The following is a 16,428-nucleotide window of genomic DNA, read 5'->3' as shown; positions in this document are numbered from 1 at the left end:
CCATGTCCAAAACCCGCGCCACCCAGATGCTGAACAAGGCGGGCGTCGCCTTCACCACCGTTACCTATGATTACGACCCGAATGCAGACCGCATTGGCCTGCAGGCGGCCGAGGCGATCGGCGAGCCACCGCATCTGGTGCTGAAAACGCTGATGGCGGAGCTGGACGGCAAGCCGGTCTGTGTCGTCGTCCCTTCGGATCGTGAGGTGAGCATGAAGAGGCTTGCGGCCGCTTTCGGAGGCAAATCCGCCAGTATGATGAAACCTGCCGATGCCGAGCGTGCCACCGGTTACCATGTCGGCGGCATCAGCCCTTTCGGGCAGAAGAAGCAGGTGCCTACGGCCATCGAGGCCGAAGCGATGACGCATGATTATGTCTACATGAATGGTGGGCAGCGCGGCTTGCAGGTGAGGCTTTCTCCCCGAGATGCCCAAACGGCACTGAAGGCCATTGCCGCACCGCTGGTCGCCGATTGAGGCGCAGGGGCGCGCCTGAAAGCGTTTGGCTTTCAGGAGGAATGGGCTATGGTCGGCGCCTCCGATTGAAATAGACGAAGGCAGATCATGACTGTTTCCCCCATCGATCCCGTCAAACTCGAAAAACTGGCCGAAGTCGCCATCAAGGTCGGTCTGCAATTGCAGAAGGATCAGGATCTGGTGATTACCGCGCCGCTGGCAGCGCTGCCGCTGGTGCGATTGCTGACAAAACATGCCTATATGGCGGGCGGCGGACTGGTTACCACCTTTTACTCCGACGAAGAAACCACGCTTGCCCGCTATCGCCATGCGAGCGACGCCAATTTCGACCGGGCTTCCGGCTGGCTTTATGATGGCATGGCAAAGGCCTATTCGAACGGCGCGGCGCGGCTGGCAATTGCCGGCGATAACCCCATGCTGCTGGCCGAACAGGACCCCGCCAAGGTTGCCCGCGCCAATAAAGCAAACTCCACCGCCTATAAGCCGGCGCTGGAGAAGATTTCCAACTTCGACATCAACTGGAACATCATCTCCTATCCGAACCCCTCCTGGGCAAAGCAGGTGTTTCCCGACGTGACGGAAGACGAAGCCGTCCGCAGGCTAGCCGAGGCCATCTTCGCTGCCTCGCGGGTGGATCTGGCTGATCCGGTCGCCGCATGGGCTGAGCACAATGCCAACCTTGCCAAGCGCTCGGCGTGGCTGAATGGCGAACGTTTCGCTTCACTGCATTTCACCGGCCCTGGCACGGATGTGAAGATCGGCCTGGCGGACGGCCACGAATGGCATGGCGGCGCCTCCACCGCCAAGAATGGGGTCACCTGCAACCCCAATATCCCGACCGAAGAAGTGTTCACGACACCGCACGCGTTGCGCGTCGACGGTTACGTCTCCAGCACCAAGCCCCTGTCGCATCAGGGAACGCTGATCGACGATATCCAGGTGAAGTTCGAGGGTGGACGTATCGTCGAAGCCAAGGCTTCGAAGGGCGAAGCTGTATTGAACAAGGTACTCGACACTGACGAAGGCGCGCGGCGCCTCGGTGAAGTGGCGCTGGTGCCGCATTCCTCGCCGATTTCGGCAAGCGGCATCCTGTTCTACAACACGCTGTTCGATGAAAATGCCTCGTGCCACATCGCGCTCGGTCAGTGCTATTCGAAATGCTTCCTCGACGGCGCGTCGCTGTCGCAGGATCAGATCAAGGCGCAGGGCGGCAATTCCAGCCTGATCCACATCGACTGGATGATCGGTTCCGACAAGGTGGATATCGATGGCGTGAGGCCGGATGGCTCCACGGTTCCTGTCATGCGCAAGGGCGAATGGGCCTGACGACACCTATCTCGGCAACTGGCTGCGCTGACTGAGCCAGATGCTGAAGAGCACCGCAACGAAACCTGCGATCTGCGCTGGCGTGAGGCTTTGGCCGAGCGCCAGCCAGCCGAGCAGGGTTGCAACGACCGGGCTTAGAAAACCAAGCGATGCGGCGGCGGAAGGTTCGATGCGGGCAAGTCCGCGGAACCACAGAAAATAGGTCAAGGCAGCGCCGATAAGACCCAGATAGGCCATGCCGAGAATATTGGCGGCCGTCGGCGTCGGCAGTGCGGGTTCAAAAAAATACGCGACCGGCAGCAGCAGGATACCACCGGCTGTCAGTTGCCAGGCGGTAAACGTCAGATTCGACACCGGCGGACGCCATTTGCGGGTTAGCACTGTTCCAAAAGCCATGGACACGGCACCGGCAAGGCCTGCCGCCACGCCGATACCATCCATCGCAGCCCCCGGCGCCAGAACCAGAAGCGCCACACCGACAATACCCAGAAAGCCGGCCGTGATAGCCAGCGGCCGGACCGGTTTCGCGAGAAACAGCCGGGAAAGGCCAATCACGATCAGGGGCTGGACCGCGCCCACCGTTGCCGCCACGCCGCCGGGCAGCCGATAGGCCGAAACGAAAAGCATCGCCCAGAAGAACGAGAAATTCAGCGCCCCGAGAATGAGGCTGCGTGGCCACCAGATACCGTGCGGCAGTGTTCTCACGAAAAGCAGCAGGAACACGCCAGCCGGCAATGCGCGCAGCATGGCGACATGCAGAGGGTATCCATGAGGCAAAAATTCAGTCGTGACGAAATAGGTCGTGCCCCAAATAGCGGGAGCAAGAGAAGTCGTCAGCACATCGGCGGCATAGGCTGTATTTTTCTTCATTTCAAGAATCTCTATATCAAGACAAATGCATCCTAAGTGATTTTATCTTGACGTCAAGATACAAATTGTTATGCCTTGATGATGAGCAAAGAACCACCTGACCGCGTCGATCACATTCTGGCGCAATGGCGCAGGGAGCGGCCCGATCTCGATGTCGAACCCATGGCGCTGCTGGGGCGCCTGAACCGTCTCACCACCCATCTAGCGCGAGAGGTGGAGACCGTGCTGCTGAAGCACGGTCTTTCCTCCTCCGCTTTCGATGTTCTAGCGACATTACGGCGTTCCGGATCACCCTACCGGCTTTCCCCCGGCGATCTGCTGGCGATGACAATGGTAAGCTCCGGCACCATGACCAACCGCATCGACCAGCTCGAAAAAGCTGGGTTTGTGAAGCGCATACATAATCCCGATGACCGGCGCAGCGTCTTGATATCGTTAACAGAACCGGGATTTTCCATTGTCGAGGAAGCGGTCGGTGCACATGTCGAAAACCAGCACCGTCTGGTCGCCAGTCTGAGCGAGGAAGAGCGCACGACGCTGAACCAGCTGCTGAAACGGTTCTTACGGGATTTCGAAGCATAGGCATTTCCGCCTGGCAAACATAATGCTCCGTGATGCCGCTTGTTTCGCGCCCAAAAATCCTGTAAGCAATTTTCCGTAAACCTGTACTACAGGTTGGAGGAAAAATGTTAAGTGCCATTTCGCATGAATCCGGTCTCGTCAGCAGCACGATCGGCGCGATCACCCGTCATATCCGCGAAAACGAACTTGCGCCCGGCGCCAAGCTCCCCAGCGAACTTTCGCTCTCGCAGCAGCTCGGCGTTTCCCGCACCGTCGTCCGTGAGGCCTTCCGGTCCCTATCGGCCATGCGGCTGATCGATGTCAGCGCCGGCAAACGCGCTACGGTGGCGACGCTGGATCATGGTGCGATGTCGCTGATGTTCGAACATGGCATTCACACTGAGCAGATCAACATTCAGCAGATCTACGATGTGCGCCGCACGATCGAGGTCAGAACCGTGACGCTCGCGGCGCTCAGACGAACGGATGCGGAAGCGCTCACCATTCTCGACCATGCCAACAACATGGAGCGGGACTTTGGCGACAATGACAAGGTCATGGAACATGATCTGGCTTTTCACCTTGCTGTTGCAAGAGCCTCCAAGAACCCGGTTTTTGAACTCATTCTCGGCGCCTTTCAGAATGTAACGCGCCAGACGTGGCCGATCGGCTGGAAAAGCCGCACATCCGATGCACAGCGACATGCTGCAGGCGAACTTCACATCGCCATCGGACAGGCCATTGCCGCCGGTGACCCGCAAACCGCTTCAACGCTGATGGCGCGTCATTTCGATGAAAGCGTTCACGCGCTTCTGGCGGCCGGCATCGCCTGATTTTTTCAACGCAGTCCCAGACGGAAACTGACTGCCTCTGGAGGAGATACTTCATGAAAATCACCAAACTCGAGACCGTCCGCGTGGCGGAACGGGCAAACCTGCTCTGGGTTCTGGTCCATACGGATGAAGGCATTACCGGGCTTGGCGAAACCTTTTATGGCGCCGAGACGGTGGAGACCTATGTGCATGAATATATTGCACCCAGGGTCATCGGCCGCGATCCGCTGCAGATCGACCTTCTGGCGCAGGATCTCGTCGGTTATCTCGGCTTCCGCTCATCCGGTGCGGAAGTGCGCGGCAATTCGGCATTCGATATTGCGCTTTGGGATATTTTCGGCAAGGCCACCAACCAGCCGATAGCCCAGCTGCTCGGAGGTTTCAGCCGCAAGGAAATCCGCACCTACAATACCTGCGCGGGCACGGAATATATCAAGAAAGCCACCGGCCAGCACACGGCCAATTACGGCCTCTCCGGTGGCAAGGATTATGACGATTTGAACGGCTTCCTGCATCGCGCGGACGAGCTTGCCCATTCGCTGCTGGAAGACGGCATCACGGCCATGAAGATCTGGCCTTTCGATGCAGCGGCGGAGAAGACGCGCGGGCAATATATCTCGATGCCGGACCTGAAGGCAGCGCTTGAGCCGTTTGAAAAAATCCGCAAAGCGGTGGGCGACAAGATGGATATCATGGTGGAGTTTCACTCCATGTGGCAGCTTCTGCCCGCCATGCAGATCGCCAAGGCGCTCACGCCATACCAGACCTTCTGGCATGAAGACCCGATCAAGATGGACAGCCTTTCCAGCCTGACGCGGTATGCCGCTGTTTCGCCCGCACCGATTTCCGCGTCCGAAACGCTGGGTTCCCGCTGGGCCTTCCGCGACCTGCTCGAGACAGGTGCTGCCGGTGTGGTGATGCTTGATATCAGCTGGTGCGGCGGGATTTCCGAAGCGCGCAAGATTGCCTCGATGGCGGAAGCCTGGCATCTGCCGGTCGCCCCGCATGATTGCACCGGGCCGGTGGTGCTCTGCGCCTCCACACATCTGTCGCTCAATGCGCCGAATGCGCTGGTGCAGGAAAGCGTGCGTGCCTTCTACAAGACCTGGTATCGCGATCTCGTGACCGCATTGCCGGAAGTGAAGAACGGCATGATCACCGTGCCGCCAGGCGCTGGCCTCGGCATGGAGCTGCATCCCGATATCGAAAAGACCTTCACCGTCAGCCGCCGTTTTTCAGATGCGGCATCAATCTGATCAGAACAGGCTGCCTTGATTGCCAGGGTCCGAAGAAGCCGGTTTTACCGGCTTCTTTTTCAACGCGACGGGCGTATCCGGGGACGGCGTCCCCTCTCCCGTTGTGATGGCGGAGACGCGACCGTCAGCAAATTCCATAGAGACAACAGCGCCTGACGCGATAGCCGCCGCGCGAGTCAGCGGCCGGTTCTCATCATCGCGGATCACCGCATAACCGCGATTCAGCACGTTCTTATAGGACAGCGATTGCAGGATACGATCATGGGCGGCGAGACCCGAACGGTTCTGCGCCATGCGATGCAACACGGCGGTATCGGCGCGGCGAGACGCGCTGACGATGCGTTCCTTCTGCCGCTCCACTTGGCCGAGAAGTCGGGCGGGGAGCGAACGCAACGCGGAATCAAAAGCATCAACGCGGCCCTTGCCCTGCAACAGGCGGCGTTCCACAAGGGTCTCAGCCCGGTGCATACGTTCAGTAATCCGCTGCCTGTGGTGTTTGAGACCGTTCAACAGGGTTTCCGGCCTGAGACCCGAGGCAGAACGTTCGAAGGCACGGCGCTTGTTGAGAGCTGTTATTTCCAATCCGCGACCGAGACCGCTCGCGGCTTCGTCGAACCGGCGGCGCGGTAAAGCAAGAAGCTGATCGAGCGAAGGCAGCGCGCGCACCAGCGCCCGCACACCTTGACGGCGATTGTCCATCTGCCGCAAGACCGAACCGGAAAGGCGGGCAGCGAGGCCCGACAGCTGCGCTTCGAGTTCCGTCCGCACCGGCACCGCCATTTCGGCGGCTCCCGTCGGCGTCGGGGCGCGCACGTCGGCGGCATAATCGATCAATGTCGTATCGGTCTCGTGTCCGACGGCGGAAATCAGCGGGATTTCGCTCTCGGCAGCGGCGCGCACGACGATTTCGTCGTTGAAGCTCCAGAGGTCTTCGAGGCTGCCGCCGCCGCGCGCAACGATCATTACATCGGGGCGGGCAATCTCGCCGCCGGGCTGAAGCGCGTTGAAGCCGCGAATGGCGTTCGCCACCTCCTCACCCGAGCCTTCGCCCTGCACTTTGACCGGCCAGACGACGACATGGACCGGGAAACGATCCGAAATGCGGTGGAGAATATCGCGGATGACCGCGCCCGTTGGCGAGGTCACAACTCCAATGACGCGCGGCATGAAAGGCAGGCGGCGCTTGCGGGCCGGATCGAACAGCCCTTCCGCCGCCAGCCGCCGGCGGCGATCTTCCAAAAGCGCCATCAGCGCGCCGGCGCCGGCAGGCTCAAGGTTTTCGATGACGATCTGATATTTCGAGGAACCGGGAAAGGTGGTGATCTTGCCGGTGGCGATGACTTCCATGCCCTCTTCCGGGCGGAATTTCAGCCGCGAGAAGGTGCCCTTCCAGATCACCGCATCGATGCGGGCACGATCATCCTTCAGTGAGAAATAGGCGTGTCCTGACGAATGCGGCCCACGATAACCAGAAATTTCGCCCCGCACCCGCACCTGTTCGAACGCCGTCTCCACCGTGCGTTTGATGGAGCCCGACAGTTCGGAGACCGAGAATTCGGCAAGATTGCTCAATGCGGCGTGGGAGAAGATATCGCTCATGCCTGTTTGTAACCAAAAGCCGTCGATTCGGAAATGCCAGCGCCGGCCAGCGCTTTTTTAACCGCGATGAAACCATATCCTCAACTACCGAGTTAGGAAAATGGGGAATGGAGGAGAAAACAAGGGTTCGTTAGGGAAGACGGCGTTACGTCTGTCCCAGGCCCGGCAACCAAAGAGGAGGCGGCATCATGATTTTTCTTACCGCCACATTGCTTGGCGTAACCGCAGTTGCGTTACGTTCGGTTTTCAGCATCGTTTTCATTTGCATGATGATTATCGGTGCCTATGGCGTGGCGATCGCACTTTCTCCCACGGCCGTACCGCTGATGTCGCTGCTTCTGGCACTCGCCGGTTACAATTTCGGTGTCGTCGGTGTCGTTATCAGCCTTCTCGTGCTGCAGCGCCCGCGTTTCACTCAGCCAACCCTCTAAAAGCCCCCCGGCCTTGAGGCTTCCGCGCTTTGCCCTTACCGAGATTTGCGGGCTGGCCGCCGACATCATCGTTACCTGCCTGCTTATGCTCTATCTCGGCGTTGCTCCGCTCGTCGCCCGCGTGCCCGGCGCGGCAACGGGGCTCGCAACAAGCTGGCGGCTGAACCGGGTCAATGCTGAGGCATCAGTTAGGCCGAACGGTTTCTTGATGAACGCCGTAACTTTTACCTCACGTATTGTCAGCGTCGGGCTTTTTGCGCTGCTGCAATGGCGCACCCCTCTGGTGCAACCGCTCGTGCCACTTGTCTTTTCAGCATTCGCGGCACTGGTGCTGGCGCTTTACGGCTATTGGCGGCTTCAAAGGCAACGGCAAGAGCGAGACTAAACCGTTTCCCAGCCGTCCTTTTCCGCCGCCCGGTAGATGGCGTCGATGAAAAGCTGGTTCTTCCTTGAGCTTTCCAACGTGACGACGTCGCCCTCACCTTTCGCCGCACGGGCAAAGGCCTCTGCTTCCAGCTTGTACTGACGGCTGTCCTGAAACCGGAAGATTTGCGAGGCGTTATGGGTCTGATTGGTTAACTCGATCTCTTCCGCACCCCACCTATTGGCGTTGAAGGGCGACTTTACCTCGATGTAACCGTCCGTGCCATGGAAGACCATGAGCTGGCGGGAGGCGAGTTGTGTCGCCAGATAGAAGCTCAGTTCAAAACCGCCGAAATCGGCCCTGACGCTAGCGTAGATATCCGTGCCGAATTCACTGTCGCGTTCGACGGTTGCTTGCACACGTTTCGGTTCCGCACCGGTGGCAAAACGCGTCACGATCGTCGGGTAGACGCCGATATCCGGCAGGGCGCCGCCGCCCAGTTCGGGAATATTACGCATATTGCCGGGATCGCGGTTGAAGTAGGTGAAAGCGCCCTGCACGTGTTTCAGCGAACCAATTGCGTCCGAAGCCAGCAGTTCTTTCACCTTCGCCCAGACCGGAGCGTAGGCCACCATGAAGGCCTCGGATACGATAACGCCGTTACGGTCGCGCGCGGCGATAAGGGCGTCTATCTCCTCGGCCTTTAATGAAATCGGCTTTTCGCAAAGAACATGCTTGCCGGCATCAGCCGCCCTGACGGTCCATTCCACATGCTGCGAGGTGGGAAGCGGAATATAAACCGCGTCGATGACATCAGAAGCCAGCATTTCTTCATAGGAGCCGAAAGCGTAGGGCACTGAAAAGCGATCGGCCACCGCGCGCGCTTTGGCAGGATCGCGGCTGGCGATGGCGCTGACCACACAGTTCTGTGCATCCTGTATCGCCGGAATAACGTGGTCCTGAGCGATTTTCGCCGTTGAGATTATTCCGAAGCGCAGCATTCCGTTCTCCCGTTCTGTCATTCCTGGAAACTTAGCACCGCCACACACTCTGGCAAGCCGCGGCAGCGCGACTGATAAAGAATGGCCGGATTTGTCCGGTCATTGTCGGTCTGGCTGCTTTTATACGTATATCAAAAGGGAAATGATGCTAGACATGAACCCAACGGAGAACCGTGAAATGTCCTCTTCCAACACCGCGCTGCTTGTCATCGACGTTCAGGAATCCTTTCGTCACGCCCCCTACTTTGATGAAAGCGGCCTCACGCTTTATCTTGAGAAACAGCAGGCGCTCATCGATGGCGCCAAAGCTGCTGGTATTCCCGTTGTGCAGATCTTCCATGTCGATGGTGACAAGGCCTTCTCAAAAGACAGCGGTTACATCCGTGCACTTGAGGGCGTAAGAATTACCCCAGATGTCACCTTTCACAAGAACCGCCATTCGGCCTTTGCCGGCACCGGTCTTGAAATCTGGCTGACTGAGAAGGGCATCAACCGATTGATCGTCTCCGGCATCCGTACCGAGCAATGCTGCGAAACCACGACCCGGCACGCTTCCGATCTTGGTTACAAAGTCGACTACGTCAGCGAAGCGACGCTGACTTTCCCGATGACACATGCTTCCGGCACCGTTTTCAGTGCGGAAGATATCCGCAAGCGAACCGAACTGGTGCTGGCTGGCCGCTTCGCGCGCATCGCAACTGTCAGCGACGTGCTTGCAACCATCAAAGAGGCCGCCTGATGGATGAGGGCGGCACCCGCGTCGTTCCCTTTTATACGCTTGTGCCGCCACATGCGCTGTTGCTCGATATAGCCGGCCCGCTTGAGGTGATCCGTTATGCCAACGGGGAACAGCGCGACATTCATTTTGACTGCCGGTACATTGCTGCGAGCGACGAGCAACAAACTTCCATTGGCCTTGCGCTTGCCCGGCTTGAGAGCTTGCCGGCGACGTTGCCGGAAAATGCTCTTCTACTGATCTCCGGGAGCACATCACGCTTCGACAGTGATCCGGGAACGCAGCGTGAGCGGCAGGCGCTGGCGACATGGCTGCGCCGTGCAGTGCGTCCCGACACCACGGTGATTTCCATTTGCTCCGGCGCGCTTCTGGCGGGCGAAGCGGGCCTTTTCGACGGCCGCAACTGCACGACCCATGCCGACTGTCTAGAGGGGCTACGCCGCATTGCGCCATTGTCACAGGTGGCCGAAAACCGCCTTTTCGTCGAGGACGGCAACCGTTTCTCCAGCGCCGGTATTTCCACCGGCATCGACCTGATGCTGCATGTGGTCTCCCGGCTGACATCGCCTGCGGTTGCGGCACGCATCGCCAAAACCATGGTGGTTTATCTCAGGCGTAGCGGTAACGATCCGCAAATCTCCCCTTGGCTCACAGGCCGCAACCACATCCATCCCGCCATTCACCGGGTGCAGGACCGCGTAATGGCCGAACCGGCGCAGGACTGGTCGCTGGAGCGGCTAGCGGATATCGCCGCGCTCAGCGAAAGGCATCTCTCACGTCTGTTTCGCGAGCATGCCGGCATCAGCGTCATCGATTATGTCAACCTGATGCGGGTCAACCTCGCCCGTGATATTCTCGCAAACAGCCGCCTTGATATGGAGGCCATTGCCGAACGGGCGGGTTTTGCCTCCGCCCGGCATTTGCGGCGGGTCTGGCAGCAGCATAACCGGTATCCGCCCAGCCACTATCGCGGCTTTCACGCCTGATAATCTCGGACCTCCCGCAGCCTGATGATTGCCATCAAAGGAATTGAATGGTTATGCCGGCGGGCAGTTGCTAACCTTGCGATAAGACAGCAACAGGAGCATTCCCCGTGGAAAAACGAAGCCTCGGCCGCACCGGCCTCTCCATCGCCCCCATCGTCTTCGGCGGCAACGTGTTTGGCTGGACAGCGGATGAAAAGACGTCCTTTGCCCTGCTTGACGCCTTTTTTGATGCGGGGTTCAACGCCATCGACACGGCGGATGTCTATTCCGCTTGGGTGGATGGGCATGTGGGCGGTGAATCCGAGGCCATCATCGGCAAGTGGCTGAAACAATCCGGCGTCAGGCGCGAGGACGCGGTGATCGTCACCAAGGTAGGTTTCGACAATCGCGGCCAGAAGACCGGTCTCAGTGCCAAGTGGATCGCCGAAGCCGTCGAAGCTTCGCTGAAGCGGCTTCAGACTGATTATATCGACCTTTACCTCGCGCATAAGCCGGATGCCGACGTGCCGCTGGAAGAAACACTTGCCGCCTTCGCAAAACTGAAGGAACAGGGAAAAATTCGCGCCATAGGCTGCTCCAACTATTCCGCGGGCCAGCTTCAGGATGCGCTGGACACGGCAGAAAAAAATAATCTTCCGCGTTACGACGTGCTGCAGCCGGAATACAACCTCTATAACCGCAAGGATTTCGAAGGCCCGCTTGCCGAGCTTTGCCAGAAGGAAGAGATTGGCGTCATCAATTATTACAGCCTAGCGGCCGGCTTTCTGACCGGGAAATATCGTGCCAAGGCCGATACAGAGGGCGTCGCCCGCAGCTATCGCGTGGGCGAATATGTCAATGCCCGTGGCCTTGCCGTTCTGGGGGCCATGGATGCGGTGGCAGTCGAAACGGGGGCCAAGCTTGCAGATATTGCGCTGGCCTGGCTGTTGAGAAAGAAGGCGATAACCGCGCCCATCGCCAGCGCCACCAGCCTGTCCCAGCTCGAAAGCTTCAAACGCGCCGTCGAGTTGACCTTGACGGATGAGATGATGACGCTTCTCGACAAGGCGGGTGCATAAATGGAGCTTGTAATTCGCGATGCGCAGCCGGCTGACCGGGCGGACTGGCTGCGCCTGTGGAACGACTATCTCGCCTTTTACGATGTCGATCTCGCCGACGAGGTAACCGACCATACCTGGGAGCGCATTCTCGACCCCGCCTCGCGCGTTTCGATGCGGGTGGCAATGCTTGGCGACCGCATGGCCGGTTTCGCCATTCACCACTTCCATGATTCCACCTGGGTGAAAACGCCTGACTGCTATCTGGAAGACCTTTTTGTCGATGGCGAAATCCGCGGTAAGGGGACGGGCCGGGCGTTGATGGACGACCTTATCGCTATCTGCAAGGAAAAGGGCTGGTCTAGGCTTTACTGGAACACCGGTGAGGACAATCACCGCGCCCAGAAGCTCTACGACAGCTACGTGAAAAGCGACGGCCATATCCGCTATCGCATCACCTTCTGATCACCCCCGGAAGCGGAAGAAATCCACGAAGGCCCTCAGCGCCGGACGCATCTGCCGGCGCGAGGGGTAATAGATGTAAAATCCATCAAACGGCGCGCACCAATCCTCGAGAACGCGGATCAGCCTGCCCTCCCTTATATCGTCTTCGACACGCTGTTCAAAAACGAAGGCAAGCCCTGCGCCGTCTATCGCCGCCCGGCGAATGAGACTCTGGTCCGACAGGATCAGCGGCCCCTGAACGTCGACCACAAGCGCTTTGCCATTTTTCTCCAGCTCCCAGCGATAGATCAATCCACTCGCAAAACGCCGGCGGATGCAGCGATGCCGGATGAGGTCCCTCGGATCACGGGGAGGCGGATTTTCCGCAAAATAGGACGGTGCGCCGACAATCGCGCCACGCCAGGCCCCGCTCGCTTTCACGGCGATCATATCTGCATCGAGATGTTCCCCGAGACGAAGCCCGGCATCGAAACCTTTTGCGACAATATCTTCAAAGCGATCATCGGTCGAAATTTCGAGGGAGATTTCGGGGTAGAGCCGCAGGAATTCCCCCAGCCGGGGCACAATAAGATCTTCAGCGGCAAGTCTGGGGAGAGTGATGCGCAAAGGACCTGCGGGTCGACCGCCCTGTTCGGCAAGGGTATCGATGACGGCGTCGATATCGGCAAGCGCCGGACCCAAGGTTTCGAGAAGCCGCTTTCCCTCCTCTGTCGGAGAAACGCTGCGGGTGGTACGGTGAAGTAGCCGCAGGCCCAGGCTCGCCTCCAGCGACGAGACCGCATGGCTGACGGCGGAAGGGGCAATGCCGAGTTCGGCAGCCGCCTTGCGAAAGCTCCGGCCTTCGGCAACGGCGGAGAGAACGGCCAGTTGGGAGAGTTGCACACGGTTCATTGTTCTAAATTATAGAACAACCCACGCGGATTTGCAGTGATTATTTTTGCTGCTCTCATTCGCTATGTTCCCATCACGCCCTGATGACGGGCGGTTCCTTATGGAAGGACGAACAGATGAAAAGCAGAACCCTTGGAGACAATCTGACCGTATCGGCGCTCGGCCTCGGTTGCATGGGAATGACCCATGCCTATAGCCCGACGGGCGATGAAAGCAGTGCGATCGCGACGCTGCATCGCGCTGTTGACCTCGGCGTTACATTTTTCGATACGGCGGAAGTTTATGGGCCCTACACGAACGAAATTCTCCTCGGCAAGGGCCTGAAGCCTTATCGTGACAGGGTGGTGATTGCCACCAAGTTCGGCTTCAAGATTGATGGCAGCAAACCCGCGGGCCAGATGATGGTGGGAACGGACGGTCGACCGGAAAATGTTCGTGCCGTCGCCGAAGCCTCCCTCAAGCGCCTCGACGTTGACGCCATCGACCTCTTTTACCAGCACCGTGTCGACCCGGATGTGCCAATCGAAGAAACTGTTGGGGCGATGGCGGAGCTGGTGAAGCAGGGCAAGGTAAAACATCTCGGCCTCTCCGAAGCCAGTGCCGAAACGCTTCGAAAAGCCCACGCCACCCACCCGATTGCCGCCATTCAGAGCGAGTACTCGCTGTGGACCCGCGACCCGGAAGAAAATGGCGTGCTGGATACCTGCCGTGAGCTCGGCATCGGTTTCGTACCGTTCAGCCCGCTTGGGCGCGGTGCGCTGACCGGAGCGCTGAAATCGCTGGACGGACTTGCAGCCGATGATTTCCGGCGTGGCCTGCCGCGTTTCCAGGGTGAAAACTTCGACGCGAACCTGGCGCTGGTCAGACTTCTGGAAGACATGGCTGCCGAAAAGGGCGTGACTGCCGGGCAACTGGCATTGGCCTGGGTGTTGGCGCAGGGGGATTTCATCGTACCGATCCCGGGCACCACGAAGATTGCCAATCTGGAGAAAAACGTAGCGGCCGCTGATGTGTCCCTGACGCCGGAAGAAGTCGAAAGCCTTGGCGCGTTGCTGGCTCCGTCCAAGGTTGCGGGCGAACGTTATCCCGAACGCATGTCACAGATGGCCAATCGTTGAAAAACAAAAAGCCGCGGTGGTTGCCGCGGCTTTTTTCAATCTGTTATCCGACGTCAGGCGCGCAGAACGCCGCCTGTCGATTTCTCGACATTACCGACGATCTTGGCCGTCAAGGCTTCGAAATCCTCATCGGTGAGAGTCTTGTCGACCGGTTGAATCTGCACTTCGATGGCGACCGACTTGCGGTTTTCTCCGAGCGATGCGCCTTCGAAAATATCGAAGACATTGACGCCTGTGATCAGTTTGCGATCAGCGCTCGTTGCCGCCTTGATGATCGCCCCCGCCTCTACGGCCTTGTCGACCACGAAGGCGAAGTCGCGCTTGACCGCCTGGAAGGGGGAGAGTTCGAGCGCAGGCTTGGTGCGGGTGGCTTTCTTCTTCGGCTCCTGCATGGCGTCGAGATAAATCTCGAAACCGCAATAGACACCCGACACATCCAGCTCGGACAGTGTTTTCGGATGGAATTCACCGAAGTAACCAAGCACGACCTTCGGGCCCATCTTGATGGTGCCGGAGCGGCCGGGATGATACCAGGCAGGCCCGCCGGCCTCGATCTGGACATTGGCCATGGGGAGGCCGCAGGCTTCCAACACCGTCAGTGCATCCGCCTTTGCGTCGTAGACATCCACGAGCTTGCCGCCGCCCTTGGACGCATTGGACCACATGCGGCCGCTGCCAGCGAGCGAGGCCGTGCCACGGCGAACACCGCCAGCAACACGGCGCTGCGTATCAGGCGTGTCGCCTTCATAGGTGCCGGAGACCTCGAAGATTGCGACGTCACCATAGCCCTTGTCGGCATTGCGCTGTGCGGCGGTCAGCAGGCCCGGCAGCAGCGAGGGCCGCATATCCGACATATCGGCCGCAATCGGGTTGGCGAGCTTCAGCGCCGGCGAGCCGCCGCCGAATAGCTTCGCCTGCGCTTCCGGAATGAAGGACCAAGTGACGGCCTCCAGCATGCCGCGGCTTGCCAGCGCACGGCGCGCGGTGCGCGTGCGGACCTGCAGCGTGGTCAGGATGCGACCGTTGACGGCACCGAAGCTTTCCAGCGGTTCCGGCTTGATATTGTCAACGCCATGAATGCGCATGACCTCTTCAACCAGATCAGCCTTGCCGTCGACATCCGGGCGCCAGGACGGCACAGTGACGGATACGCGCTCGCCCGTTCCCTCGACCCCAAAACCCAGGCCCTTGAGGATGGCCAGGCTCTCTTCAGCCGAGACTTCGAGCCCCGTCAGCCGCTTCACTTCCGCAAGCGGGAAATCCACGACCCTGGGCTGATATCCCTTGTAACCAACGACCTTGGCTTCGCCGGCAACGCCGCCGCAGAGCTCCAGAACCAGTTCGGTGGTCCGCTCCAGGCCCGGAACCATGTACTCCGGATCGACACCGCGCTCGAAACGGTAGCGCGCATCGGTGATGATGCCGAGCGAACGGCCGGTCTTGGCAATGTTGATCGGGTCCCAGAGGGCGGATTCGATCAGCACGTCGACGGTGTTTTCGTCGCAGCCGGAATGTTCGCCACCCATCACGCCGCCGATAGACTCGAGGCCCTTTTCATCGGCGATGACGACATTGTTCGGGCCGAGCTTATATTCACGCTGATCGAGCGCGAGGATCGTCTCACCCTCCTTTGCACGGCGAACAGTCAGATCACCCTTGACCTTGGCAGCGTCGAAGACGTGCATCGGCCGGCCCTGATCGAAGGTCATGTAGTTGGTGATATCAACAAGCGCATTGATCGGACGCAGGCCGATCGCCAGAAGACGCTGCTGCATCCATTTCGGGCTGGGGCCGTTCTTCACACCGCGCACGATGCGTAGCGAAAAGCCAGGGCAGAGGGCGGGATCGTCCAGTTCCAGCTTCACATCGACGGGCGTTGCGCCTTCCACCTTGAAGGAGGGTGCAGGCTTTGTCTTCAGCTTGCCGAGACCGGAGGCCGCGAGATCACGCGCAATGCCGTAGATCGAGGTGCAGTCCGGACGATTGGGCGTGAGATTGATCTCGATGACAGGATCATCGAGGCCGGCATATGATGCGAAGGAAGTACCGACGGGCGCATCCGCCGGCAGGTCAATGATGCCGTCGTGATCGTCGGAAATGTTGAGCTCCTTTTCGGAGCACATCATGCCATGGCTTTCCACACCGCGAATCTTCCCGATGGCGAGCGTGACATCGATGCCCGGGACATAGGTGCCGGGACGTGCGAGCGCACCGACGAGCCCAGCGCGCGCATTCGGTGCACCGCAGACGATCTGCACCGGCTTGCCGTCACCGGCATCGACCATCAGAACTTTCAGGCGGTCGGCCTCCGGGTGCTTGTCGGCGGAAACCACCTTGGCAATGACGAAGGGCTTGTAGGCCGCCTTGTCGTCAACATCCTCGACCTCAAGGCCAATCGCCGTCAACCGCTCGCAGATCTCGTCCAGCGTCGCATCGGTATCGAGATGCTCTTTCAGCCAGGAAAGAGTGAATTTCATG

Annotated in this window: 17 protein-coding genes; 12 read left to right on the top strand and 5 right to left on the bottom strand. The window is 59.3% G+C overall.

From position 1 onward, the window contains the following. The first annotated feature begins 2 nt into the window (after positions 1 to 2). Positions 3 to 476, top strand: coding sequence for a Cys-tRNA(Pro) deacylase (gene ybaK, locus HQN82_RS13385; protein ID WP_173614965.1), 474 nt, complete (start codon positions 3 to 5; stop codon positions 474 to 476). Positions 477 to 563: 87 nt separating this feature from the next. Then, positions 564 to 1,802, top strand: a complete 1,239-nt coding sequence (locus HQN82_RS13380) for an aminopeptidase (RefSeq protein ID WP_173614964.1) — start codon at positions 564 to 566, stop codon at positions 1,800 to 1,802. A 6-nt stretch (positions 1,803 to 1,808) separates the two neighbouring features. Here HQN82_RS13380 and pecM read toward each other — a convergent pair whose 3' ends face one another. Further along, positions 1,809 to 2,672 carry a 4-hydroxybenzaldehyde efflux transporter PecM gene (gene pecM / locus HQN82_RS13375; protein WP_173614963.1) on the bottom strand — a complete coding sequence of 288 codons (864 nt, stop codon included), beginning with the start codon at positions 2,670 to 2,672 and terminating at the stop codon, positions 1,809 to 1,811. A gap of 81 nt (positions 2,673 to 2,753) precedes the next feature. Between pecM and HQN82_RS13370 the strand changes: the two genes are divergently transcribed. The 3 genes from HQN82_RS13370 (at position 2,754) to HQN82_RS13360 (ending at position 5,322) form a co-directional block, all read left to right on the top strand. Further along, positions 2,754 to 3,254 carry a MarR family winged helix-turn-helix transcriptional regulator gene (locus tag HQN82_RS13370; protein WP_173614962.1) on the top strand — a complete coding sequence of 167 codons (501 nt, stop codon included), beginning with the start codon at positions 2,754 to 2,756 and terminating at the stop codon, positions 3,252 to 3,254. A 104-nt stretch (positions 3,255 to 3,358) separates the two neighbouring features. After that, positions 3,359 to 4,066, top strand: coding sequence for a FadR/GntR family transcriptional regulator (locus tag HQN82_RS13365; RefSeq protein WP_004439405.1), 708 nt, complete (start codon positions 3,359 to 3,361; stop codon positions 4,064 to 4,066). A 53-nt stretch (positions 4,067 to 4,119) separates the two neighbouring features. Further along, the gene (locus tag HQN82_RS13360; protein WP_153776390.1) at positions 4,120 to 5,322 is read left to right on the top strand and encodes a mandelate racemase/muconate lactonizing enzyme family protein; all 1,203 of its coding nucleotides are present in this window, start codon (positions 4,120 to 4,122) and stop codon (positions 5,320 to 5,322) included. Here HQN82_RS13360 and xseA read toward each other — a convergent pair whose 3' ends face one another. Then, positions 5,323 to 6,921: an exodeoxyribonuclease VII large subunit gene (gene xseA, locus HQN82_RS13355; protein ID WP_072493846.1), complete on the bottom strand. Its 1,599-nt coding sequence runs from the start codon at positions 6,919 to 6,921 to the stop codon at positions 5,323 to 5,325. It lies immediately after the preceding gene. A gap of 188 nt (positions 6,922 to 7,109) precedes the next feature. On the opposite strand from xseA, the gene HQN82_RS13350 reads away from it, so the two are divergent. Together HQN82_RS13350 and HQN82_RS13345 are read left to right on the top strand one after the other, a co-directional pair. Beyond that, positions 7,110 to 7,352, top strand: a complete 243-nt coding sequence (locus HQN82_RS13350; protein WP_173614961.1) for a hypothetical protein — start codon at positions 7,110 to 7,112, stop codon at positions 7,350 to 7,352. A gap of 13 nt (positions 7,353 to 7,365) precedes the next feature. Next, positions 7,366 to 7,737, top strand: coding sequence for a hypothetical protein (locus HQN82_RS13345; RefSeq protein ID WP_112766066.1), 372 nt, complete (start codon positions 7,366 to 7,368; stop codon positions 7,735 to 7,737). Here HQN82_RS13345 and HQN82_RS13340 read toward each other — a convergent pair. Beyond that, the gene (locus HQN82_RS13340) at positions 7,734 to 8,717 is read right to left on the bottom strand and encodes a Gfo/Idh/MocA family protein (RefSeq protein WP_112766065.1); all 984 of its coding nucleotides are present in this window, start codon (positions 8,715 to 8,717) and stop codon (positions 7,734 to 7,736) included. The genes HQN82_RS13345 and HQN82_RS13340 overlap by 4 nt on opposite strands. Positions 8,718 to 8,895: 178 nt before the next feature. Here HQN82_RS13340 and HQN82_RS13335 point away from each other — a divergent pair, with 178 nt between their 5' ends. From HQN82_RS13335 to HQN82_RS13320, 4 genes are all read left to right on the top strand, one after another. Continuing rightward, the gene (locus HQN82_RS13335) at positions 8,896 to 9,456 is read left to right on the top strand and encodes an isochorismatase family protein (protein ID WP_045533036.1); all 561 of its coding nucleotides are present in this window, start codon (positions 8,896 to 8,898) and stop codon (positions 9,454 to 9,456) included. Then, positions 9,456 to 10,439 (top strand): GlxA family transcriptional regulator, encoded by a 984-nt coding sequence (locus tag HQN82_RS13330; protein ID WP_112766064.1) that lies wholly within the window; start codon positions 9,456 to 9,458, stop codon positions 10,437 to 10,439. The genes HQN82_RS13335 and HQN82_RS13330 overlap by 1 nt, the downstream gene beginning before the upstream one ends. Before the next feature lie 107 nt (positions 10,440 to 10,546). Next, a complete protein-coding gene (locus HQN82_RS13325; protein WP_112766063.1) occupies positions 10,547 to 11,497 on the top strand; it encodes an aldo/keto reductase in 951 nt (316 codons plus the stop codon). Next, on the top strand, positions 11,498 to 11,941 hold the full coding sequence (locus tag HQN82_RS13320) for a GNAT family N-acetyltransferase (RefSeq protein ID WP_112766062.1): 444 nt from the start codon (positions 11,498 to 11,500) through the stop codon (positions 11,939 to 11,941). It begins immediately after the preceding gene. Here the strand turns inward: HQN82_RS13320 and HQN82_RS13315 are convergent, their stop codons facing one another. After that, a complete protein-coding gene (locus tag HQN82_RS13315) occupies positions 11,942 to 12,832 on the bottom strand; it encodes a LysR family transcriptional regulator (RefSeq protein WP_004439376.1) in 891 nt (296 codons plus the stop codon). A 116-nt stretch (positions 12,833 to 12,948) separates the two neighbouring features. Here HQN82_RS13315 and HQN82_RS13310 point away from each other — a divergent pair, with 116 nt between their 5' ends. Beyond that, complete coding sequence (locus HQN82_RS13310) at positions 12,949 to 13,950, top strand: aldo/keto reductase (RefSeq protein WP_044459966.1); 1,002 nt, start codon at positions 12,949 to 12,951, stop codon at positions 13,948 to 13,950. A gap of 53 nt (positions 13,951 to 14,003) precedes the next feature. On the opposite strand, the gene pheT is transcribed toward HQN82_RS13310, so the two are convergent. After that, positions 14,004 to 16,427: a phenylalanine--tRNA ligase subunit beta gene (gene pheT / locus HQN82_RS13305; RefSeq protein ID WP_173614960.1), complete on the bottom strand. Its 2,424-nt coding sequence runs from the start codon at positions 16,425 to 16,427 to the stop codon at positions 14,004 to 14,006. Position 16,428 lies beyond the last annotated feature (1 nt).

Origin of the sequence: Agrobacterium pusense (assembly GCF_013285525.1) — a bacterium.
Taxonomy (GTDB): Bacteria; Pseudomonadota; Alphaproteobacteria; order Rhizobiales; family Rhizobiaceae; genus Agrobacterium; species Agrobacterium pusense.
This window is presented reverse-complemented; position numbering and strand designations above follow the sequence as displayed.